At 37.4% G+C, this 23,491-nt stretch carries 20 protein-coding genes; 11 read left to right on the top strand and 9 right to left on the bottom strand.

The window, feature by feature from the left end; genetic code table 11:
• The first annotated feature begins 183 nt into the window (after positions 1-183).
• Positions 184-2,025 (top strand): carbon starvation protein A, encoded by a 1,842-nt coding sequence (locus FFS26_RS12185; protein ID WP_171006299.1) that lies wholly within the window; start codon positions 184-186, stop codon positions 2,023-2,025.
• A 76-nt stretch (positions 2,026-2,101) separates the two neighbouring features.
• Here the strand turns inward: FFS26_RS12185 and FFS26_RS12180 are convergent, their stop codons facing one another.
• Positions 2,102-4,870, bottom strand: coding sequence for a TonB-dependent receptor plug domain-containing protein (locus tag FFS26_RS12180; protein WP_137905140.1), 2,769 nt, complete (start codon positions 4,868-4,870; stop codon positions 2,102-2,104).
• A 412-nt stretch (positions 4,871-5,282) separates the two neighbouring features.
• The gene (locus tag FFS26_RS12175) at positions 5,283-7,613 is read right to left on the bottom strand and encodes an ATP-dependent helicase (protein WP_110010888.1); all 2,331 of its coding nucleotides are present in this window, start codon (positions 7,611-7,613) and stop codon (positions 5,283-5,285) included.
• 184 nt (positions 7,614-7,797) lie between these two features.
• Here FFS26_RS12175 and FFS26_RS22980 point away from each other — a divergent pair, with 184 nt between their 5' ends.
• The 4 genes from FFS26_RS22980 (at position 7,798) to secG (ending at position 12,082) form a co-directional block, all read left to right on the top strand.
• Positions 7,798-8,061: a bacteriocin-like protein gene (locus tag FFS26_RS22980; RefSeq protein WP_410493527.1), complete on the top strand. Its 264-nt coding sequence runs from the start codon at positions 7,798-7,800 to the stop codon at positions 8,059-8,061.
• A 127-nt stretch (positions 8,062-8,188) separates the two neighbouring features.
• A complete protein-coding gene (locus tag FFS26_RS12170) occupies positions 8,189-9,502 on the top strand; it encodes a M16 family metallopeptidase (RefSeq protein WP_114820783.1) in 1,314 nt (437 codons plus the stop codon).
• Positions 9,503-9,555: 53 nt separating this feature from the next.
• Positions 9,556-11,601 (top strand): M16 family metallopeptidase, encoded by a 2,046-nt coding sequence (locus FFS26_RS12165; RefSeq protein WP_137905139.1) that lies wholly within the window; start codon positions 9,556-9,558, stop codon positions 11,599-11,601.
• Between the two features lie 133 nt (positions 11,602-11,734).
• Positions 11,735-12,082: a preprotein translocase subunit SecG gene (gene secG, locus FFS26_RS12160; RefSeq protein WP_110010885.1), complete on the top strand. Its 348-nt coding sequence runs from the start codon at positions 11,735-11,737 to the stop codon at positions 12,080-12,082.
• Between the two features lie 50 nt (positions 12,083-12,132).
• Here the strand turns inward: secG and FFS26_RS12155 are convergent, their stop codons facing one another.
• The gene (locus FFS26_RS12155; protein WP_137905172.1) at positions 12,133-12,972 is read right to left on the bottom strand and encodes a glycosyltransferase family 2 protein; all 840 of its coding nucleotides are present in this window, start codon (positions 12,970-12,972) and stop codon (positions 12,133-12,135) included.
• Positions 12,968-13,579, bottom strand: a complete 612-nt coding sequence (gene recR, locus FFS26_RS12150) for a recombination mediator RecR (protein WP_110010884.1) — start codon at positions 13,577-13,579, stop codon at positions 12,968-12,970. Before recR ends, FFS26_RS12155 begins: the two co-directional genes overlap by 5 nt.
• A 237-nt stretch (positions 13,580-13,816) precedes the next feature.
• Here recR and FFS26_RS12145 point away from each other — a divergent pair, with 237 nt between their 5' ends.
• The 4 genes from FFS26_RS12145 (at position 13,817) to FFS26_RS12130 (ending at position 17,255) form a co-directional block, all read left to right on the top strand.
• The gene (locus FFS26_RS12145; protein ID WP_110010883.1) at positions 13,817-14,422 is read left to right on the top strand and encodes a hypothetical protein; all 606 of its coding nucleotides are present in this window, start codon (positions 13,817-13,819) and stop codon (positions 14,420-14,422) included.
• 23 nt (positions 14,423-14,445) lie between these two features.
• Positions 14,446-14,937, top strand: a complete 492-nt coding sequence (locus FFS26_RS12140; protein WP_137905138.1) for a hypothetical protein — start codon at positions 14,446-14,448, stop codon at positions 14,935-14,937.
• 80 nt (positions 14,938-15,017) lie between these two features.
• Positions 15,018-16,460 (top strand): aminoacyl-histidine dipeptidase, encoded by a 1,443-nt coding sequence (locus FFS26_RS12135; protein WP_123278861.1) that lies wholly within the window; start codon positions 15,018-15,020, stop codon positions 16,458-16,460.
• Positions 16,461-16,673: 213 nt separating this feature from the next.
• Positions 16,674-17,255, top strand: a complete 582-nt coding sequence (locus tag FFS26_RS12130) for a TIGR00730 family Rossman fold protein (protein ID WP_137905137.1) — start codon at positions 16,674-16,676, stop codon at positions 17,253-17,255.
• Between the two features lie 76 nt (positions 17,256-17,331).
• Here FFS26_RS12130 and FFS26_RS12125 read toward each other — a convergent pair whose 3' ends face one another.
• Both FFS26_RS12125 and FFS26_RS12120 read right to left on the bottom strand, forming a co-directional pair.
• Positions 17,332-17,661 (bottom strand): 2Fe-2S iron-sulfur cluster-binding protein, encoded by a 330-nt coding sequence (locus tag FFS26_RS12125; protein WP_034697026.1) that lies wholly within the window; start codon positions 17,659-17,661, stop codon positions 17,332-17,334.
• Between the two features lie 12 nt (positions 17,662-17,673).
• On the bottom strand, positions 17,674-18,729 hold the full coding sequence (locus tag FFS26_RS12120; RefSeq protein WP_062675398.1) for an NAD(P)/FAD-dependent oxidoreductase: 1,056 nt from the start codon (positions 18,727-18,729) through the stop codon (positions 17,674-17,676).
• Between the two features lie 153 nt (positions 18,730-18,882).
• Here FFS26_RS12120 and FFS26_RS12115 point away from each other — a divergent pair, with 153 nt between their 5' ends.
• The gene (locus tag FFS26_RS12115) at positions 18,883-19,653 is read left to right on the top strand and encodes a DUF3108 domain-containing protein (protein WP_110010877.1); all 771 of its coding nucleotides are present in this window, start codon (positions 18,883-18,885) and stop codon (positions 19,651-19,653) included.
• Positions 19,654-19,921: 268 nt separating this feature from the next.
• On the opposite strand, the gene pheS is transcribed toward FFS26_RS12115, so the two are convergent.
• The gene (gene pheS, locus FFS26_RS12110; protein WP_110010876.1) at positions 19,922-20,932 is read right to left on the bottom strand and encodes a phenylalanine--tRNA ligase subunit alpha; all 1,011 of its coding nucleotides are present in this window, start codon (positions 20,930-20,932) and stop codon (positions 19,922-19,924) included.
• Between the two features lie 126 nt (positions 20,933-21,058).
• Positions 21,059-21,718 (bottom strand): YceI family protein, encoded by a 660-nt coding sequence (locus FFS26_RS12105; protein WP_034697022.1) that lies wholly within the window; start codon positions 21,716-21,718, stop codon positions 21,059-21,061.
• Positions 21,719-21,793: 75 nt separating this feature from the next.
• On the opposite strand from FFS26_RS12105, the gene FFS26_RS12100 reads away from it, so the two are divergent.
• A complete protein-coding gene (locus tag FFS26_RS12100) occupies positions 21,794-22,729 on the top strand; it encodes a sulfate/molybdate ABC transporter ATP-binding protein (protein ID WP_137905136.1) in 936 nt (311 codons plus the stop codon).
• A gap of 246 nt (positions 22,730-22,975) precedes the next feature.
• Here FFS26_RS12100 and FFS26_RS12095 read toward each other — a convergent pair whose 3' ends face one another.
• Entirely contained in the window at positions 22,976-23,320 is a 345-nt protein-coding gene (locus tag FFS26_RS12095; protein ID WP_137905135.1) for a zinc ribbon domain-containing protein YjdM, read from the bottom strand.
• Between the last annotated feature and the right edge of the window lie 171 nt (positions 23,321-23,491).

Below are 23,491 nucleotides of genomic sequence, written 5' to 3'. Positions count from 1 at the left end.
CTATCAGAGTACAACATAAAATCCTATAAATCAAATTAATAATATAAAGAACAAATACAAATTTGCTAGATTGATATACATATTGTTACTTTTTCATTGAGAATTAATTACCTTGGCTATTGTTTAAATTATTAACAACAAAAACACCAATAGTTTAATTTTTTATCAACAAAAATAAGCAATATGGAATCTTTAAACAATATTAATGCGCTTACGCTCATCTTTGTATCTGTTCTTCTTTTTGCGATAGCTTACCGTTTTTACGGTATTTTCATTGCCAATAAAGTTCTCCGGCTTAATGACGGGAATACAACACCTGCAGTAGAATTTGCAGATGGTAAAGATTATGTTGCTACTAATAAAAATGTACTTTTTGGACATCATTTTGCAGCTATTGCTGCTGCTGGTCCTTTGGTAGGACCTGTTCTTGCTGCGCAGTTCGGATATCTGCCGGGAGCTTTATGGATATTGATAGGATGCGTACTGGGAGGTGGGGTTCATGATATGATTGTGCTCTTTGCTTCCGTGAGACATAAAGGGCAAAGTCTAGCCACGATTGCTTCCAAAGAAATCGGGAAAGCAACGGGTACGGTGGCGGGTTTTGCAATCCTCTTCATTTTGATTCTTACGCTGGCAGGTTTATCTTTGGCTTGTATCAACGCGATGCACGAAGCTTCATGGTCTCTTTTCACCGTTGTGATTACCATGCCTATTGCTATCATTATGGGGCTGATTATGCGTTATAAAAAGAATAGTGTCCTGTTTGCAAGTATTTTGGGAGGTATTCTTTTGGTTGCAGGAATTATCGGAGGGCACAGCCTTATGCAGAATCCTACAATGAATAATTTATTTTCATGGGATATTAAAACCATCTCTATAGCGATTCCTCTGTATGGATTTATTGCTTCGGTATTACCCGTATGGCTTCTTTTGGTTCCCAGGGATTATCTATCGACTTATTTAAAAATAGGAACGATTATCATGCTGGCTATAGGGGTAATCGTTATCCATCCAACGATACAGATGCCGGCTATCACAGCATTTGTGAATGGTGGCGGCCCTATTATTGGTGGTCCGGTGCTTCCTTTTATTTTCATTGTAATTGCCTGCGGAGCGATTTCCGGGTTCCACGCGGTGATTGCGACGGGAACCACTCCAAAAATGCTTAATAAAGAAAGAGAAATTCTTTTTGTTGGTTACGGAGCCATGCTGGTAGAAGGATTTGTCGCATTAATGGCACTTATTGCAGCATGTACGCTGATGCCGGGTGATTATTTTGCCATCAACACGCCCAAAGAAGCTTATGATTCTTTTCTTGCAGCACATCCTTCCCTGCACGGTGTAGACATTGATTATTATTCGCAGAAAATAGGCATTGATCTTTACGGAAGAACTGGAGGCGCTGTATCTCTGGCGGTGGGAATGGCTCATATCTTCAACAAAATCCCTTATATGGATCAGCTGACAGCTTACTGGTATAATTTCGCGATTATGTTTGAAGCGGTATTTATTCTTACAGCTATTGATGCCGGAACCAGAGTCGGACGCTTCTTCTTACAGGAAATGCTGGGGTCTGTAGTTCCAAAGTTTAATGATAAAAACTGGATTCCGGGAATCATTATCAGCAGTCTCCTTTTCACTTTTGCCTGGGGATATCTGGTATATACAGGAAATGTAAACAGTATCTGGCCGTTATTCGGAATCAGTAACCAATTGCTGGCAGCCTGCGGGCTTATTGTATGTACAACGATGCTGATCAGAATGAACAGGGGAAAATATGCTTTATGCTCGGCCATTCCGGGTGTATTCATGGCTGGAATTACCTTCTGGGCAGGGTATATTCAGGTGACCGCCATTTACATTCCTAAAGGACAGTATTTACTGGCCGCTTTAGCGGTGACAGCTATGGTTCTGATGCTTGTTGTATTTGCAGGAGCTTTCAGAAAGTGGTATCAGCTTCTTCAAATCAAAACAACTGAAATTGACCATTATGGTGAACCAGTGAAAGAACTTGTGGAAAGATAAAGGCAGTCATTAAATAAAGAAAAAACAGTTCAGAAATTCGGAACTGTTTTTTTATAAGCACTATCTTTTGATTTATTTAAAAATTAAAATTAAGTCTTGCGAAGACATATCTACCATTCTGTCCAAACTGAGAAGTGGAACGGGAATAGATAAACTGATCATTATTAGTAGAAGCGGGAAGGTTTTTCGTTGGATAGATATCAAACAAATTGTTTACTCCTAAAGTCAGTCCTACATTTTTGGTAAACTGATAAGCAGCAGATAAATCCGTAATGATTTTATCTCCGATCTGCTGATGTTCGTTAAAATCAATGATTCCGTCTCCGTTCACATCAATAATATCAGCACCTGTTACTTTTCCGAAATAGGTATTTCTGAGATATAAACTTGCATTCTTCCATGAAAGGGTGTGAGAAAGACTCGCTTTTACTCTAGGCACAGCCTCTTCAAGATATACTCTTGATTTTTCAGAAAAATAAATCTTTTCAAGCGAAGGAGACTGCAGCAGCCCTGCCGAATGAATTTCTCCTACCTGTTTGGTTTGGTTCAGATTAATCGCAAAGTTATTGTCCAGTTTAAATCCTGAAAACCTTGCATTATGTGAAATTACCACATCTAAACCTTTTGTTTCTGTATCAATAGCATTTGTGAAGAACTGGGCACCATTCACATTTAATTTATCATATTCTTTTTGTGCATCTGAAGGTACATCTTTTCTTAAAAACTGATCAGTAAGAATGATACGGTTATCAATTCTCGTAAAATATCCGTCCGCGGTAAAGCTAAGCCCGGCCGAAGGAATTCTGTAAGTAAATCCTACACTTGCTGATTTGGAAGTTTCCTGCTTCAGTTTTGGCATACCCAGCAATCCTGCCAGCTGAGAATCATTACTGAAAGTTCCTACTTCCAACAGTTGATTATTGGTGAACAACGTAGAGGTTACATTATAATAGATCTGGTGGATAGATGGTGCTCTGAATCCTGTAGATCCCGCAAATCTTACATTGAAATCAGGAGCTACTTTGATTCTTGAAGCCAGTTTATAATTGAATGTAGATCCAAAATCTGAATAGTTTTCATATCTCGCTGCAGCATCTACCAATAACCAATTGGTAAAGTTAAATTCCACATCCGCATAAGCAGCTACCGACTGTCTGTTTTTATCCACTGCATTTCCAGGTTTAAACCCGTTGAATACCTGCGATCCTCCCGGAAGCAATGCTCCGAAAAAATCTGTAGGTCTTACAGAATTTCCGTTCCAAACATTTCCAGAAACATCATAGGTCGCATAAGAAGCTTCTTCTCCCTGGGTAATTTTAAAATTCTCATAACGGTGCTCACCTCCAAAGGCTACATTGATTCCTTCCCATACATCATATTTCTTAGAAAAATCTAAATTAATAGTATTTTGAGAAAATCTTAAACCACCTGCATTAAACTCCCTTGGTGAAGCAAAACGCAAAGAGGTATTTCCTGTATTCTGGATATTATAGGTAAATGAATTCTGCCCGTACGTATTACTGAAATCAATATTCCAGCCATCCCAGTTTCCTTTAATTCCCGCTGCCAATGAGATATCCTGAATATCTGTTCCGATCTGTGGAAGATAACCATTAGGATATAATCCTGTAAACGTTCTGCTTTCACTTGGTCTTCTGTAAAAACCTCCGGAAGTTCCGTGTCTTATGCTATAGCCACCAAAAGTATATACTTTCCAGTTGTCACTTACAGGGATTTCTGCATTCACAAAAAGCTGGTGATTGTTAAGCTTCGATTGTCCTACCTGCATATTAAAGTCCTTTCTTGTCTGCCCTCTGTAGGCCAGTTCCTGATCAGTAAAATAATTAAGCTGATCTCTGGTGAAATTTGCAGATTTTAAAACATTTTGTAGTGCAGAAATGGTATTCGCTCCCTGGATTAAATTTTGCAGATCCTGAGAGAAATAGCTTACATTCTGTGCATATTGATGAATGTAATTCACAAGCTGCTGTGAATTGGGAGTATTATTTATATTGGTAAAAAGAGAAGAAAGATTGACTCCGTCATTCAATGCACGCTGTTCAATAGCATTGTAAGCATTGTAAATAGGACCACTTTCTGTTCCTGCTCTATACGTTGGATTTCTGAATTGTGAAGACCAGGTAATATTAAAGAACCCTCCTTTGGTTCCGATTTTATTTCCATAGTTCAAATCCAGCTGAATATTCTGACCATCAAAATCTCCGGTATGATCATTAGCCGTTGGCGTAAGGTTTCCGCCATAGCTGATCTGCCCTGCCAGCTTCCCTGTATCTCTTTTCAGGTCAAGGTTGATAACACCGGCAATGGCATCAGATCCATATTGTGCGGCAGCTCCGTCTCTTAATACTTCAATCCTGTTCAAAGCAAAAGAAGGAATGGCGTTCAAATCTGTACCAACAGTTCCTCTTCCAGGTGTTCCGTTGACGTTCACCAATGCTGAAGTATGCCTTCTTTTTCCGTTAACCAAAACCAAAACCTGATCAGGTCCCAAGCCTCTCAGCTGTGCAGGATCCAGATGATCTGTTCCATCTGAATTGGTCTGAATGGTAGAAGTAAATGAAGGAGCAACCGCATTCAGAATCTGCCCGATATTAGTTTGTGGGAGTATAACTGAAGATTCTTTAACATTAAATACATCTACAGGAACCGGACTATCTGTTTTGGATCTCGCCCCGGCTCTTGAACCCAGTACGACTACTTCTTCAACATTATTGGTTTTTATGGTGTCTTTATTTGCTTTTATGCTGTCTTTTTCCTGTCCGTAAGTAAATACACCTAGGAAAAATAAAACAGAGGCCGAAAGAATAGTTTTCTTATTTTTCATAGTTTAGAATTTTGATAACATTTATGTTTTTACAGGGTGCAAATGTAAAATTTATTTATTAGTCTACAAAACAGATAGACTTTGTTTTTGTAAAAAATAGTTATCGTTTCTTTCTATCCCTTATTTAAAGTTATGATAATTTAAGAACATTTCAATAAAAAAACATTGTTTTATAGAAGGTTAACAGTAAAATAAATATTGAAAAACGCTATGCACGCAAAGAAATTCTTACTTAGTGATTATCTTTACGATAGCAAGGGCACTTCCGTTCAGCAATAAAAATCATCTCTGCTAAGTGAAACGCCCTTGCGAACAAAAAATAGCAGATCCAGATAATCACATTGCGAACTTTGTGTTTAAAAATAAAAACGGATCCAAAAATTGAATCCGTTTTCTTTATTTTATTTTGAAATTAAATCTTAGTCAGTTTAGCATATTTCAGGATCAGATTTTTTTCTCCTTCGTGCATGAAAACTACTTTTGCTTTGATATTCTGTGGATCTGTTCCGTCCAGGAAAGTCACTTCTCCAATTCCGAAACGATCGTGTCTCACTTTATCACCCACTTCAATATCCTGAGAAGAAGCTCCGCTTGGGTTGATAATCTTAGCCGTACTTACCGGTTTCAGCTTTCTGACTTCAGGAGCAGGTTTCGAAGTATCTCCCCTGTCGATGGTCTTTTTCTCAACCTTTTTGAAAGATCTCATTTCAGATGGATGCTCATCAAAAATATTGGATTTCACGCCTGAATTATTGATAAACCTTTTTTCCAGCGCAGGATTAAGGAATTCAATATATTCATCATCAATTTCGCTTAAGAATCTTGAAGGTTCAGCATCTGTAATTTTCCCCCACTGAAAACGGGAAACCGCATAGGAGAAGAAAGCTTGCTTTTCTGCTCTTGTCAATGCCACATAAAATAATCTCCTCTCCTCTTCAAGGTCTTCTCTGGTTGCCGAGCTCATAAAGCTTGGGAAAAGGTTTTCTTCAAGTCCTACCAGGTGAACCACCGGGAATTCCAGTCCTTTTGAAAGGTGAATCGTCATCAGAGAAACCATATCATCTTCCAGTTCTTTATCCTGAGTATCTGCAGAAAGGGCAATATTTTCAAGGAAATTGGAAAGACTCGGATCTCCATCTTCAAGCTGCATCTGTTCTTCAATGAACCCCTGCATAGAGTTCATCAATTCCTGTACGTTTTCTACTCTGGAAATTCCTTCAGGAGTCTGATCATCTTTTAAAAACTTGATTAAACCGCTTCGCTTTGCCACTTCCATAGCAACACTGTAAGCCGTTTCTGTTTTCAGCAATACCTGAAAAGCTTTGATCATGGACCAGAAGTCATTCAGTTTGTTTAAAACTCCATTGTTCAAACCTAATTGCGGTGCATACATCGGAAGATTCTCCAATACTTTTGAAACAGCAATGTTGTGGGCATCAGCAAAAACGATCAGTTTATTCTGTGTCGTTTCTCCAATTCCTCTTGCAGGATAATTGATAATCCTCATCAATGCTTCAGAATCATTTTCATTGATCAGCAGACGAAGGTATCCAATAAGGTCTTTTACTTCTTTTCTTTGATAAAAAGAAAGTCCTCCATACACTTTGTACGGAATATTTTTACGTCTCAGGGCATCTTCAAAAGCACGTGTCTGAGAGTTGGTTCTGTATAAAATAGCAAAATCGCTGTATTTTCTCTGGTCACGGTTACGAAGTTCCCAGATATTTCCTGCCACGAAATTGGCTTCATCAGCATCGGAAAGGGAACGGTATATTTTAATTTTATCCCCTTCTTCATTATCACTGAACACATTTTTCTTAAATTGCTGCAGGTTTTTAGCGATAACAACATTAGCAGCGTTTACAATATTCTGTGTAGAACGGTAATTCTGCTCCAGAGATACCGTTATAGCATCGGGATAATCTTTTTTAAAGTTTAAGATATTGTAGATATTCGCTCCACGGAAAGAGTAAATAGACTGTGCATCATCTCCTACCACACAGATATTTTCAAATTTCGAAGCCAAAGCTTTTACAATAAGATACTGGGAGTGGTTAGTATCCTGATACTCATCCACCATGATGTATCTGAATCTGTCCTGATATTTTGCCAGTACTTCCGGAAAACGGGTCAATAGTTCATTGGTTTTCAATAAAAGATCATCAAAATCCATAGATCCGTTTCTGAAACACTGATCTACGTATTTCTGATAAATCTGCCCGATGAATTTCATATTCGCTTTTTCATCCGCTTCCATCAGTTCCGGATTGTTGAAATAAGCTTTTACTGTAATCAGATTATTTTTGTATGTTGAAATTCTTGCCTGAACTTTTTTAGGTTTATAAAGATCAGCATCAATATTCATATCCTTCAGCACTTTTTTAATCACATTCAGGGCATCCTGCTGATCATAAATAGTAAAATTGGAAGGATACCCAAGATAATGGGCTTCAATTCTTAAAATTCTTGCAAAAACCGAGTGAAAGGTTCCCATCCAAAGGCTTCTTGCATTGCTGTCCCCTACTACTTTGGCGATACGTTCTTTCATCTCACGTGCTGCTTTATTGGTAAAGGTAAGAGCCAGAATATTGAAAGGGTCTATTCCGTTGTGTATCAAATGGGCAATACGCATGGTCAATACACGCGTTTTACCGGAACCTGCTCCGGCAAGCACCATCAGAGGTCCCTGTAAAGAGGTAACGGCTTCATATTGTGATTCGTTGAGTCCTTTCAAATAGTCCATACAGCAAAAAAATTTTTGGGAACACAAAATTAAGGTATTCGGAGGAGAATTCAAACTTTCATAGTATTGCATCTGCATCAAAATAATTTATACAGAATTTAGAACTGAATATTTTCGATATAGAAAGAATTAAATTTAATATTTTGAAAAAAAAACAAAATTTATCTCTATCAATAGAATTAATATGTATATTTATAACTTAATTTTAACAAAACTTTTAATCATGAAAAATTTAAAAAAGCTTTCCAGAACGGAGCTTAGAAAGTTATCGGGCGGTGAAGGCAGCCTTGTTTGTGGTATGACATGTTCATCCGGAAAAGTAATTTCAATGCATCATTGCGATAGTTGTGCTCCAATGAGTGGAGGAGCTGGCATGGGATGTGGAGTCAACACATCCATATTAGGCCGAGGTCCCGCTCAAATGACAATGTATGTAGAAGAATGCTAAATAATAAAATCCGTATCTTTAATGAGGTACGGATTTCTTTTTATTAACTGCCCATCTTCTATTTTCATTAGAAATTGTAACAAATAGAGCATATTTGGCACTAATTGATAAACAATTTCTAAATTTTATGAAAAAGCGACTTCTTTCTGCTGCTGCCGTAGCTTTCTTCGGGCTAATCATGAATGCACAGCAAATCAAATTCGAAGAGTATGATCTTCCTAATGGTCTTCATGTAATCCTTCATCAGGATAATTCTGCACCGGTTGTAACAACAAGTGTAATGTACCATGTAGGAGCAAAAGACGAAGTACAAGGCAGAACAGGTTTTGCTCACTTCTTTGAACATCTTTTATTCGAAGGAACACCAAATATCAAGAGAGGTACATGGATGAAGATCGTCGCTGCAAATGGAGGTGTAAATAATGCCAATACGACCAACGACAGAACGTATTATTACGAAACCTTCCCCTCCAATAATGAACAGCTTGGACTTTGGATGGAAGCAGAAAGGATGCGCCATGCAGTAATCAACCAGATTGGTGTAGATACTCAGAGAGAGGTAGTGAAAGAAGAAAAAAGATTAAATATGGATAACAGGCCATATGGAAATCTCTTTACAGCAATTTTAAATAATTTATTTACAAATCATCCTTACAAATGGCCCACTATAGGTTCAATGGAAGACCTTAATGCGGCCAAACTGGAAGAATTCCAGGCATTTTACAAAAAGTATTATGTTCCTAATAACGCTACTTTAGTAGTTGCTGGAGATATCAAACCTGAGCAAACCAAGAAATGGATTGAAACATATTACGGAGGAATTCCAAAAGGAACACTTTATCCAAAAGATTTCCCGAAAGAAACGCCTATCACTCAGGAAAAAGAAGTAACTGCTACAGATCCCAACATCCAGCTTCCGGCTTATGTGTTCGCATACAGAACTCCGGCTAACAAAGAGAAAGATGCTTATGTTTTAGATATGCTTTCTTCTTATTTAAGCAGCGGTAAATCTTCGGTTTTATATAAAAAATTAGTAGACCAGGACAAAAAAGCACTTCAGGTGGCTGCTTTCAACCAGGGACTTGAAGATTACAGTATTTTTGCCTTCTTCGCAATTCCAATGGGACAAACTACAAAACAGGCGTTACAGACTGACATTGATGCTGAAATCAAAAAGCTTCAGACTACTTTAATTTCTGAAGAAGATTATCAAAAACTTCAAAACCAATACGAAAACCAGTTTGTAAATGCCAATTCAAGCATCCAGGGAATTGCCGCTTCATTGGCAACCAACCACGTATTGATGGGTGATACGAATCTGATCAACAAAGAAATCGACATTTACAGATCTATCACAAGACAGGATCTTCAAAATGCTGCTAAAAAGTATCTTAATTCCAACCAAAGAATAATCATCAATTACGTACCTGAGAAAAAGTAATCATGTTCAACTTTCAGGTTACCTTATGATTATTAAAAATTAAATTTTTACAAATGAAAAAGCAATTAACATATATAGCTGCAGCATTTTTCTTTACAGGAATGGTTTCAGCACAAAAAATAGATCTTAATGCAATGCCAAAACCAGGACCTACTCCTGCGATTAACATTGCGAAGCCAAAAACTTTCCAGCTAAGCAACGGTCTTACGGTAATGGTGGTTGAAAACAACAAATTACCAAGAGTAAGTGCCAGCCTTTCTATGGACAGACCTCCATACAACGAAGGAGCAGTAACCGGAGTAAGCGGAATTATGGCTGAGCAGTTCGAAAACGGAACTACCAATATCAGCAAAGATGACTTCAATAAAAAAGTGGATTATCTTGGTGCCAATCTTAATTTCTCTTCGGGAGGTGCTTCTGCCAATTCACTTTCAAAATATTTCCCTGAAGTTTTAGGTTTAATGGCTGATGCCATTATTAATCCTAAATTTTCTGCTGAAGAAATTCAAAACTCTAAGGAGAGAACGATTGAAGGATTAAAAGCTGATGAAAAAAATGCTTCTTCTATTGCTGAAAGAGTATCCAACGCTTTGATGTATGGGAAGAATACGTCAAGAAGTGAGTTTGAAACGGTTGAATCTATCAGCAAAATCCAGCTTGCTGACGTACAAAATGTTTATAAAAAATACTACGCTCCGGATAATGCTTATTTAGTAATTGTAGGAGACGTAAAGTTTGACCAGGTAAAACCTTTGATCGAAAAAGCTTTCAGTGGCTGGAAAAAAGCAAACACTCCTATTACACCATTAGAACCTGCTTCTAATGTTGCTAAAACAGAGATTAACGTAGTAGATGTTCCTTCTGCAGTACAGTCTGTTGTTTCTTTAAACAACCTGAACACCCTGAAAATGAAAGATGCCAACTACTTCCCTGCTACAATCGCCAATTACATCCTTGGTGGTGGCGGTGAAGCCAGACTTTTCATGAACCTTCGTGAGAAAAACGGATTTACCTATGGGGCTTACTCAGAAATGGTGGCCAGCAAGTATTCTCCACAATTCTCTGCGAGTGCAAGTGTAAGAAATGAGGTTACAGACAAAGCCGTTAAGGAATTCATGAATGAACTTAATGCGATCTCTACCATAAAACCAGAAGAATTAGCGAACGCTAAAGCTAAATTAAAAGGAGCATTCATTCTTGCCCTGGAACAACCTGCCAATATCGCAAGATTTGCTTTAAACCTGAAGGTTCAGGATTTACCTGCTGATTTTTATACCAATTACTTAAAATCTATTGATAAGGTAACTGCAGCAGATGTTTCCAATGCCGTAAAAGCTACCATCCTACCCAACCAGAGCAGAATTTTCATTGCTGGTAAGGCATCTGATATTTCTGAAGGATTGGAAAAACTGGGTTATCCTGTAAAATATTTCGATAAAGAAGCCAACCCCGTTGCAAAACCAACTGTACAAAAAGTGGATGCCAATGTAACCGTTGCATCTGTTGTTGACAAATACATCAATGCTATCGGAGGAAAAGCTAATCTGGCGAAAATCACGTCTTATACAACCAACGCCTCAATGTCTATGCAAGGACAAAATATTGATTTTAAAATCGTTAAAGCACAAGGCGGAAAAGAACTTACCACGGTAACGGCAATGGGACAGGTTGTTCAGAAGCAGGTATTCGACGGGAAAACCGGCTATTCTATGCAAATGGGACAAAAGGTTGACATCACACCGGAGGAAATTGCTGAAAAACAAAAAAATCCTGAGATTTTCGAAGAATTGAGGTTTGCAAAATCTCCCGACTATAAATTAGGAGGAATCGAGAAAATCGGCGGGGAAGATTCTTATGCTATTAAAGGTGGAAATACTACGTATTACTACAGTGTGGCAACGGGATTAAAAACCGGAGAGACTAAAAAAATAAAAGCTAAAGGTCAGGAAATGACCATTCCGACAACCTACTCTAATTATAAAGATGTAGAAGGCGTAAAAATGCCTTTCACGATCTCTGTAAGCCAGATGGGAATGGATATGACCATGACTGTAAAGTCTTATGAGATCAATAAGGCTACAGATGCTGATTTTAAATAATAACATCCTATTTTTATAGAAAGAACGGCAACAAATGTTGCCGTTTTTATTTTTATCAACATTTGGCGGTATCTTTTTTTGTAATTCAGTAAAAAAAGATTAAATTTGCCCATTCAAAAAGATATCAGAATTAATGGATACTATATTTACACTATTGATGGTTCTTATTATGATTGCCAGTGTCTTATTGGTAATTATTGTTATGGCACAAAATCCAAAAGGAGGAGGCCTTTCCAGTACATTCGGAGGTGCATCATCTGCACAGTTCGGGGTACAGAGAACCAATGATTTCATGGAAAAAGCAACATGGACTCTGGGCGGAACTATCATCGTTCTTATCCTTTTAAGCGTTGTTATTACAGGTAAGCCTTCTCAGGCACTTCCTACACAACAGCCTGCTAAGAAAGAAGCTCCGGCAAAACAGTCAGCTCCTGCTTCTTCTACAACCACTCCGGCACAGACTCCTGCACCGGCAAAATAAGAAGAATATCATCTTACATACAACAAAAGCAACTCAAATTGAGTTGCTTTTTATTTTAACCTGATCTTTTCAATCTGATGCCGAAGCTTTAATCCTGCCTTTAAAAATGAATACTGTACAGGATTCGATTCTTTATAATATTTATCAATAAAGATCTGCATGGCTCCGTAAAATCTGTTGAGGTATACTTCATCTTTAATGGTACTTTCCCCTTTGTGATGAAGAATTGAAACTTTTCCATAATAGAAGTTTTGATATCCGTTTCTTAAAAAGGTATAACAAAGATCAATATCTTCTCCATACATAAAATAAGCTTCATCCAATCCTCCTATTGCCTCGTAAACATCTTTTTTAGCCAATAAAAATGCTCCGGTGATTACTTCCACTTCAGCAATAGCATTTTCTTCTACATCGTTTCTGTAATAGGATTTCGAGTTGTTCTTTTTAAAATTGGTAAACAGCTTTTCAAATGAATTGAACATATCCGGAACCGATCGCTTGCTTTCAGGAAGAAAATTTCCTCCGGCATCATGCATTCTCACCCCCAGACATCCGAATGAAGGCTGTGCATCTGCAAAATCCAGCAGTTCTTTCATGTAAAACCCTTCAAATTCCGTATCAGGATTCAAAAGCAAAATATATTCTCCTTTTGCCTTCCGGACAGCCTGGTTATTTGCTTTTGCAAAACCACCATTTGTTGCAGAAGATATAAAATGTACGTTGGGAAATTCAGAAATAAGATCTCGCCATGAGCTATCCGCAGAAGCATTATCAATGACAATCACCTCATAATCTATATCCTGTACATACTTCCGGAGCGACAGTAGGCAGCTTCTGAGCAATTGGGTAACATTATAATTAACAATAATAACGGACAACTTCATATTAATCCTTTTCGTTGTAAGGCAGTCTGTTGATAATAGATCTCCCCAAAGAAATTTCATCTGCATATTCCAGTTCATCCCCTACAGAAATTCCTCTTGCAATGCTGGAAAAATTCACATTGAAACTTTTAAATTTCTTGTAAATATAATAAGCCGTTGTATCTCCTTCCATCGTAGCACTCAGAGCAAAAATAAATTCCTTTACCTGTCCGTCATTCAGTTTTTTTTCTATGCTTGGAATATTCAGCTGGCCTGGCCCTACTCCTTCCATGGGAGAAATTTTCCCGCCAAGAATCAGATATTTCCCGGTGTATTTTCCTGTATTTTCTATGGCAATCACATCCCGTACATCTTCAACGATACAAATCAGTTCGCCATTTCTCTTTTCATTGCTGCATATTTCACAGATGTCAAAATCCGAAAAATTATGACATTCTTTGCAGTACTTTATTTCATTAACAAGATTAATCAGGGAGTTGCCAAGGCTTACAGCTCGGGAATTGGGCTGCTTTAGCAAATGTAATGCTAATCTCAGAGCCGTTTTCCTGCCAATTCCAGGCAGCCCGGAAATTTCATCTACTGCCTTTGCCAATACTTTACTAGGGTAATCCATAAGTACAAAAATAAGGATTAAAGTTGATAATTGATAGTGAATCGTGAATGGTCAATTCACTTCGTTTGTGAATTTGTATAAAGTGATTATTGACTATTGACTATGCGCAGCAAAAATTGACAATTGACCATGAAATTAATGTCCCATTATGATATTTTATATTTCCCGTGTACCTGAGAACACTAAAAAAACCTTTATATTTGCGCCTTAAATTAAATATGAAAAAAATAAACTGACATGGTACTTAACAATCTTAATTATCCTCTGGATTTCAAATTCAAAATCACTACTTTAGCAAGTGACTTCAACATTACTGACAAAAACGGAAATTATGTGGCATATGTTCGTCAGAAAATGTTCAAGTTAAAAGAAGATGTTATCGTCTTTAATGATGAAAGCAAGTCTAAGGAACTTTTCAGAATTAAAGCTAACCAATGGATTGATTTCAACGCTTCTTATTCTTTGAACGACCTCATCGACAACAAAAACTTCGGCAGGCTGGCAAGAAAAGGAATGCGTTCTATCTGGAAAGCAAGTTATGATATCCTGGACGCACATGATCAGCCTAAGTTTAAAATTCAGGAAGACAGTGCATGGGTAAGATTCTGGGACAGCTTTGTAGGAGAACTTCCTATCATCGGGATGTTTACAGGGTATTTCCTTAATCCATCTTACACCGTAACAGGAATTGATGGAAAGGCTTATTTTAAGCTTAAAAAAATGCCTTCATTCTTCGGAAGAAGATTTCAGCTGGACAGACTGATTGATATTGATGATGAGGAAGAAAGCCTGGTAATCCTTTCTTTGTTGATGATGACACTTCTTGAAAGAGCAAGAGGATAAACAAATAATAAAACCACAAAGACATGAAATATGTAATCATTGTATTTTCCGCATTTCTATTAGTAGCTTGTAAAAAGGAAAAAGAAACTGTGTCAGGTTCTGCTCCTGATGATTCTTTACATATCACTAGAGATACTGCTTCTATCGGACCTTCTTCAGGAAATATTCTGGTGGGAACCATTCCGTTTCCAAAAGAAATCAAAGAATGTTCATGCTATTTTGCAGCCAGCAAATCTGATTTTGAAAATGAAAGATATATCTATGCGGATGATGCCGGAAAAACAGCATACATGATGCTTGACGGTAAAAGACTGGCGATGAATCTCATTTCATCAAGTGACATGGAAGTAGATGAATTGCTGACCAAGGAAATAGAAAATGATGATTACAAAATTTCTGTAAAAGGTAAAAAAATAAAGGGCGAAGAGGCTTTACTGTTTGAAGGAACTCTGACTATAGAGAAACCGGACGGAACTACATTTACCACTCCGATCTATGGAGAATGCGGATGTTAATAAAGCGAAATCCCACAAAAATGCTTCTGTATCTCACGGAAGCATTTTTTATTTCGTAAATTTGAGAAAAATAAATTTCAATGGAATTATCTAATATAGAACCGCAGATTATATGGAAAAATTTCTCCAGATTAAATGCTGTTCCAAGACCTTCAAAAAAGGAGGAAAAAGTAATAGCTTTTATCAAAGGATTTGGTGAAAATTTAGGACTGGAAACTACGGTAGATGAAGTAGGAAACGTTATTATTAAAAAACCTGCCACGGCAGGAATGGAAAACCGTAAATCTATTGTGCTTCAATCGCACCTTGATATGGTTTGCCAGAAAAACAATGATGTTAATTTTGATTTTGAAACGGAAGGAATCAAAATGGAAATTGATGGTGACTGGGTAAAGGCTAAAGGAACAACTTTAGGAGCTGATAACGGTTTGGGAGTAGCTACCATCATGTCTATCCTTGAAAGTTCAGATATTCCACACCCTGCATTGGAGGCTCTTTTCACGATTGATGAAGAAACCGGAATGACAGGTGCTTTAGGATTAAAACCAGGACAATTGACAGGACAAATTCTATTGAATCTTGATACGGAAGAGGATGATGAAATTGATATCGGCTGTGCAGGAGGTGTAGATGTGACAATCACTCAAACCTATGCTGCAGAAGCTTCAAAAGGACAAATTGTAAGACTTGAAGTAAAAGGGCTACAGGGAGGGCACTCCGGAATGGATATCCATAAAGGTTTCGGAAATGCCAATATCATTTTGGGAAGACTTCTGTATACAGGATTGGAAAACCAGAATATTGAACTGATCTCTATCGACAGCGGAGGGTTGAGAAATGCTATCCCAAGAGAAGGAGTTGCTGTAATTTCAGTGAGAAATGCTCAGGAATTTATTGAAAATGTAACGGTTCTTAAAAAAGAGATCTTAGAAGAATTTGCTGCTGTAGAACCGGGAATCCAGATCAATATTGAAAACTCTACGTCTTCCGACAAAGCTATTTCAGAAGCAGATTCTAAAAAAGTGATCCTTACTTTAAAGGCTCTTCACAACGGAGTATACAGAATGAGCCCTGATGTGGCTGATCTTGTAGAAGCGTCTAACAACGTAGCAAGAGTAGAACTGAAAGGCGGAGAACTTAAGATTTTAAACCTTACAAGGTCTTCTGTAGATTCTTCGAAATATTCAGTGGCAGAGCAATTGAAATCGGTAGCAGAGCTTGCTGGAATGAATGTTGAATTCAGCGGTTCATATCCGGGATGGAAGCCAAAACCTGGTTCAGAGATTGTACAGCTGATGGAGAAACTTTATATTGAAAAGTTCACTGAAAAACCTCATGTAGTAGCTTGTCATGCTGGACTTGAATGTGGAATCATCGGTGCCAACTATCCTGAAATGGAAATGGTAAGCTTTGGACCAACCATCAGAGGCGCTCACTCTCCTGATGAAAGAGCGAATATTCCTTCCACTCAGAAATTCTGGAGTTTCCTGAAAGATATTTTAGCGAATATCCCTCAGAAATAGAACATTAAAATAACGATATTAATATCCAAAGTCTTATGATTTTGGATATTTTTAGTTTTAATGAATATATTTAATTAATTATAAAAATGCTTCGACAGGCTCAGCATGACGCGGCTAAAAATTTATCTCTAAAAAAAGCAGTTAGTATTAGAGATGTCATGCTGAGCTTGTCGAAGCACCCCAGCAATAGAATAAAAAAACAAATCATATACAATGAAAAGTATCACCGTATTCTGCGGCTCAAGTTTTGGCTCGCACGACATTTACAAAGAACAGGCATTTTTATTGGGACAAACTTTAGCTCAACAAGGGATACAGCTTATTTATGGCGGTGCTGATGTAGGTTTGATGGGAACGATAGCAGACGGAGCATTAGCCAGAGGAGGCAAGGTCATTGGAGTCCTTCCCCACTTTTTACAATCCAAAGAAATTGCTCACAAAAACCTGACAGAGCTTATCATCGTGGAAACCATGCACGAAAGAAAAACCAAAATGAATGAACTTTGTGATGGAGTTATCGTTCTTCCCGGTGGTTATGGAACGCTGGAAGAGTTTTTCGAGATGATCACCTGGGCACAGCTGGGTCTGCATAAAAAACCGATCGGAATTTTGAATATTGACGGATTTTATGATGATCTGATCAATCTGGTTCAGACGATGGTAGATAAAGGATTTTTAAAGCAGATAAACAGAGATATGCTGCTGATTAGCAATACCATTGAAGATCTGTTGGAAAAAATGAGAAATTACCAGGCTCCTACGGTTGGAAAATGGATTTCTAAGGAAGAGATTTAAATGATAAAGTTTTATAAAAAACAAAACCCGTCCGGAAAATCCGGACGGGTTTCTTATTAAGATTAAAAAATATTTTCTAAGGATAAGGAGCAATTTCCACTTCGAGCCCTTCCATGGCATCGGCAATATGTAACTGACATCCTAATCTGCTGTTGTCTTTCACGTGGAAAGCTTCAGCCAGCATGGCATCTTCTTCATCTCCCATTGGTTCCAGACCCGGATCATTGATTACATATACCTGGCATGAAGCACACATCGCCATTCCTCCGCATACCCCAATAGTACCTTCTTCTGCCAATTCATAGGAACGGATAATTTCCATTAAATTCATGGACATATCCGTAGGCGCTACGACATCGTGGGTTACCCCTTCTCTGTCGGTGATTTTAATATTAACGTCTGACATAATTCTGCAAAATTAGTCAATTTTTTTCACAACTGCCTTCTCTGCTTCTTTACGGCTTCCGTCGAATCCGTCTACACCACTTACCGTTGTATATTTTAATACGAATTTTTTACCAGGATTTAATCTGTTGTAAACACTCTGACACATTAAAGTAGCCTCGTGGAAACCACAAAGGATCAACTTTAATTTACCTGGATAGGTGTTGATATCCCCGATAGCGTAGATACCATCAATGTTAGTTTGATAATCAAGAGCATTGTTTACAACGATTGCATTTTTTTCGATATTTAATCCCCAGTTTCCGATCTCACCCAATTTTGGTGTCAATCCGAATAAAGGAATGAAATAATCAGTTTCAATATCGTAAGCTTCCTGTCCTTCCACTTCTACCGTGATGGCTTCTACTTTTCCGTCACCTTTAATACCGGTAACTTCAGCAGGCGTGATTAATTTGATTTTCCCCTGGTTTTTCAGATCCTGAACTTTCTCTACAGAATCCAAAGCTCCTCGGAACTCGTTTCTTCTGTGGATCAAAGTTACTTCACTGGCAACATTGGAAAGGAAGATGCTCCAGTCTAACGCAGAGTCACCTCCACCAGCAATCACCACTTTTTTATTTCTGAAGTGTTCAGGTTCTTTAACGAAATATTCAAGACCTTTTTCTTCATAATCAGCAATATTTTCAAAAGTAGGTTTTCTTGGCTCAAAAGTCCCTAAACCTCCTGCAATGGCAATCGCTTTACATCTGTGAACGGTTCCCTTGTTGGTAATTACCTCAAACCATTCATCGTCTATTTTTGTATAAGAAACAGCGGTCTCCCCTAAAGTAAATCCAGGCTGGAACTGCTTGATCTGCTCCATCAGATTATCCACCAATTCTCCGGCATTCACAGAAGGATAACCAGGGATATCGAAAATAGGTTTTTTAGGATAAAGTTCAGCCAATTGCCCTCCCGGCTGTGGAAGTGCATCAATAATATGACACTTCATTTTTAATAAACCAGCTTCAAAAACTGCAAAAAGTCCTGTAGGTCCCGCACCTATGATCAATATATCAGTGGTTATCATAATCTTTAAGATAATTTAATTATACATGTAACTGCAAATTTACTAATTTTAATGCGAAGCATATTTAATTGATTCTAAATAAAAACCTGAGATTTGTCAAATATCTATCTTTTAAGATTTTAAATTTGGCAATATTTTTGTAAAAGTCTTGTTATGAATAAACTTTTGAACCTTTTTGCTGTATTTATATTCTTTTTAGGCTCGGCCCAGATTGATAATATCGCAGATGGCGAATCTATTACTCTTAGAATTCACTATGGTTTCCTTAATGCGGGAACTGCCAATCTTACTACCAAGCAAACCACCTACAAAGGAGTACCACATCTCTATGTGAAAGGAACAGGACAAACTACAGGTGCCGTAAAAGCATTCTTCAAAGTAGAAGATTTATATGAAAGTTTCATCAATACACAGACGGGATTACCAAGCTTTTATGTAAGAAATGTACGTGAAGGAAGTTACCGCCAGCATTTTGAAACCGTTTTTAATCACGATAACAACACTTTAATTTTAACAGATAAAAAGACACCGGCCAATGGTTCTAAAGTTCTGAAATCAGTAAAAGGGGTTCAGGATATGCTTTCCTGCTTTTATTATTTAAGAAGTAAAAGTCCCGATGAATTGAAAGTAGGAACGGTTATCAATATGAATGTGTGGATTGATGATGAAATGTTTCCTTTCCAGCTGAAAGTAACAGGAACAGAAAATTTAAAAACCAAATTTGGAACTATTAACTGTTTAAAAATTATTCCTTCTGTAAAAAGCGGAAGAGTGTTTAAGGAAAAAGAAGGCGTAACCATGTGGGTTTCCAATGATTCCAACCACATTCCTATGCTGTTGAAGGCTGAACTTGCAGTAGGATCACTGAAAGCCAGCATTGATGATTACAAAAATGTGAAGTACCCTTTAAAGTTCACTAAATAACAATCCTTATTTTTAAAGATATAGCCTGTAAATTTTACAGGCTTTTTTTCATTTCTTATGTAATATATTCTTAACACAGATTGTCTTTATAATAGAGGCAGGCTAAAGAGCCGCAGCATGTCAATACTTCAATTCAACAGATCCGAAGTATGGGCATAAGAAACAGACACGTGTAAATTCTTCAATAAGATCAGTTTTTAATTACGTTTTGTTTCTTAGGTCAGTAATTAAAAACAAAAAACCTCCGGAGCTCCGGAGGTTTGATTTTTTATAGCGTTTTGAATTGTTCAAGTGTTCTGATATCATTTTCGAAGAACATTCTGATGTCACTCATCTGGTAAAGAAGCATCGTGATTCTTTCAATACCCATTCCGAATGCATATCCTGAATATTTCTCAGCATCGATATTCACATTTTTCAGTACGGCAGGGTCTACCATTCCGCATCCCATAATTTCCAGCCATCCTGTACCTTTTGTAATCCTGTAATCTGTTTCTGAGTTTAATCCCCAATACACATCAATTTCAGCACTTGGCTCTGTGAAAGGAAAGAAAGAAGGTCTCATTCTGATTTTAGATTTTCCGAAAAGCTCAGTAGTAAAGAACTGGATTGTTTGCTTCAGGTCTGCAAAGCTTACATTTTCGTCAATATACAGTCCTTCAATCTGATGGAAAATACAGTGAGAACGTGAAGAGATTGCTTCGTTTCTGAATACTCTTCCCGGAGATAAAATTCTGATAGGCGGCTGGTTTTCTTCCATATAACGCGTTTGTACGGAAGAAGTATGCGTTCTCAAAAGAATATCAGGATTCTGCTCAATGAAGAATGTATCCTGCATATCTCTTGCCGGGTGATATTCCGGAAGGTTAAGCGCGGTAAAGTTATGCCAGTCATCTTCAATCTCTGGTCCGTCTGCCACTGCAAAACCGATAGATTTGAAGATTTCAATAATTCTGTTTTTTACCAGATTGATCGGATGTCTTGAACCCAATTCCAATGGAAAAGCAGGTCTTGTAAGATCTTCCTTTTCAATCACAACAGAAGATGCGGAAGCATTTTTCAAATCCTCCAGTTTTACAGCCACTGCCTGCTTCAAAGTATTGATTTTCTGTCCGAATTCTTTCTTTTGGTCGTTAGGAACTTCTTTAAATTTTTCAAAAAAATCATTCAGAACCCCTTTTTTACCGTTGTACTTGATTCGGAAGTTTTCGATCTCTTCCTTAGAGGTAGCATTGAAGCCGTTTACTTCGACCAGTAGTTCTTCTATCTTTTCTATCATTATTTTACCCTTTCAAAATGTTTTGCAAAAATACGATTTTAAGTTGAATAATAAGTCCGTCAAAAAAAAATCTGCCTCTTTTTCGGGAGGCAGACTTCAATCACTTATTTCACTTAAATAAAAAAATTATTTCTTTTCTAAAGCTTTAACGCTGATCTGAAGAGTTACCTCGTCTTTGATTACACCGTTTTCAGCAGGAGCCTGGAACTTTACTCCAAACTCTTCCCTCTTGATATCTTTCGGCTCAGTAGCTACACTTACTTCTCCATCTTTCACAGAAACATTAGCTTTAAACTGAACAGGTTTTGTAATTCCTTTAATGGTTAAATTACCATCAAGAAGAGTATTATAATCCCCTTCTGTAGCCGGAGTAACCTTTGTAATCTCATAAGAAGCTGTTGGGAATTTTTCAACTTCAAAGAAATCTCCGCTTTTCAGGTGGCCATTTAATTTCCCTAAATCTTCCGGGCTGTCTTTCAGGTCCACAGAAGTTAAAGAGTTCATATCAGCAACGAATTTTCCGCTTTCCAGTTTTCCGTCTTTCACCGTCACATCTCCGCTTTCAAACCTGATGGTTCCAAAATGGCTTGTATTCTCAGATTTAAATACTTTATATCCCTTCCATTCAACCTTACTGTTTAGCGTATCCAAAGTGAACTGGCTACCTTCTTTGGTAGTTGTCACCTCATTACTTTCACTCGTAAGTGGTTTGTCTTTTTTACAAGAAACCATTACAGCAGCAATAAATAATGCAGGAATAGCTAACGAAAACAGTTTTTTTCTCATTTTTGATTTATTTTTATTAGTTCCGCTAATATAATAAAAAAAATTATGTTTTCATAAAAACCTTACATTTGTAATATGCTATTAGAAATAAACAATTTATTTTTCTCTCATAACAAAGAAAATCCCCTGTTTCAGAACCTTAATCTAAGGTTTGAAGAAAACAGGATTATAGCGCTGGCCGGTGAAAGCGGATGTGGAAAATCTACTCTTCTCAACCTTATCTATGGTCTTTTGGATTGGGAAAAAGGAGAAATAATTTTTAACGGAACAAAGCTTTTGGGACCGAAAGGAAATCTTGTTCCCGGAGAACCTGAAATGAAATTCGTAGCCCAGAATTTTGATCTTATGCCTTACGCTACGGTTGCCGAAAACGTAGGAAAATTTATTTCTAATATCAATTTAAAACAGAAAAAAGAAACCGTAACGGAGCTTCTGGAGGTGGTGGGACTTCAGGAATTTGCCAACGTACTACCTAAATTCTTAAGTGGCGGACAACAGCAGAGAGTGGCTATTGCAAGAGCATTATCTGTACTTCCCAAACTTCTTATTTTAGATGAACCCTTCAGTAATCTGGATTTTCCTAGAAAAATTGAACTGAGGGAAAGACTTTTCAGATATGTAAAACTGCATGGAGTTTCTTTAATAATTTCCACGCATGAGCTTCAGGATATTATGCCATGGCTGGACCAGATTGTCATTCTGCAGGACGGAAGATTGATTCAGAATGACAGTCCGGAGGAAACCTACAGACATCCTTACAATTCTTATGTTGCTAAGCTATTCGGGGAAGTGAATATTTTCAGTGAAGCAGAAGCAGAAGATTTCCAGCTTACCAAATTCTCTTATTATCCCAAAGAAATCAGGATCACAGAAACTGGTCTGGAAGCTGAAGTACTTGAAAGCAGATTTGCAGGAAATTATTATTGGAATAAATTAAGAGCAAAAGGAAAGGAGCTTGTTGTGTATACGGATGAGAAAATATCAGAAACGATCTGTATTTCGTTTATGTAGGTGAAAAACCAAATTACACATAACTTATACATTCACTTATACTTATCAATAAAAAAAGCACAAACGTAAGAAGCTGTTTTAAAACTTTTTCTTACATTTGTACCTCTAAAGTATAAGGAAATTTTTGGTTAATTCTCTTTCTGCCTTCCAGACGGACATTAGCAATCTTGCAATTAAGTCTGTTGAAAGATTACACTGTCCAATTTTTTCCTTTTCTTTATTTTCAGGGAATAGAAAAACGTTTTCTTATGCTTTCTTTACAAATTCTGACTTAAGAGCCATTGCTCCGAAACCATCAATTTTACAGTCAATATTGTGATCACTTCCCGGTCTTAAACGAATATTTTTCACTTTAGTTCCTGCCTTTACCGGTTTTGGCGCTCCCTTTACAGGTAAATCTTTGATTACCACTACAGAATCACCATCCTGAAGTTCATTTCCGTTGGAATCCAGGATTTTCCCTTCATTTGCGGCTTCATTTGCGGCTTCTGCCGGATCCCACTCGTAGAAACACTGGGAACATACCATCATATTATCGCTCGGGTAGGTAAACTCAGAGCTGCATTTTGGACAAATTACTGTGTCACTCATATTTTTATTTTTTGCAAAGGTAGAACTTTTTAGAGGTTGAAGTCAATAGATAAAGCTCAGTATAGTAGATCATAAGCCCCTGTTAATTTTACACAGGTAGGTGAATTAACACAAATTAAATAAACTTGCTGCAAAGAAAATAAAGTATAGTAATAAACAGTGTATATTTTG

The organism is Chryseobacterium sp. 2VB, assembly GCF_005503635.1.
Lineage (GTDB): Bacteria > Bacteroidota > Bacteroidia > Flavobacteriales > Weeksellaceae > Chryseobacterium > Chryseobacterium cupriresistens.
The sequence above is the reverse complement of the archived record's forward strand: the minus strand, read 5'-3'. Positions and strand labels throughout refer to the sequence as shown.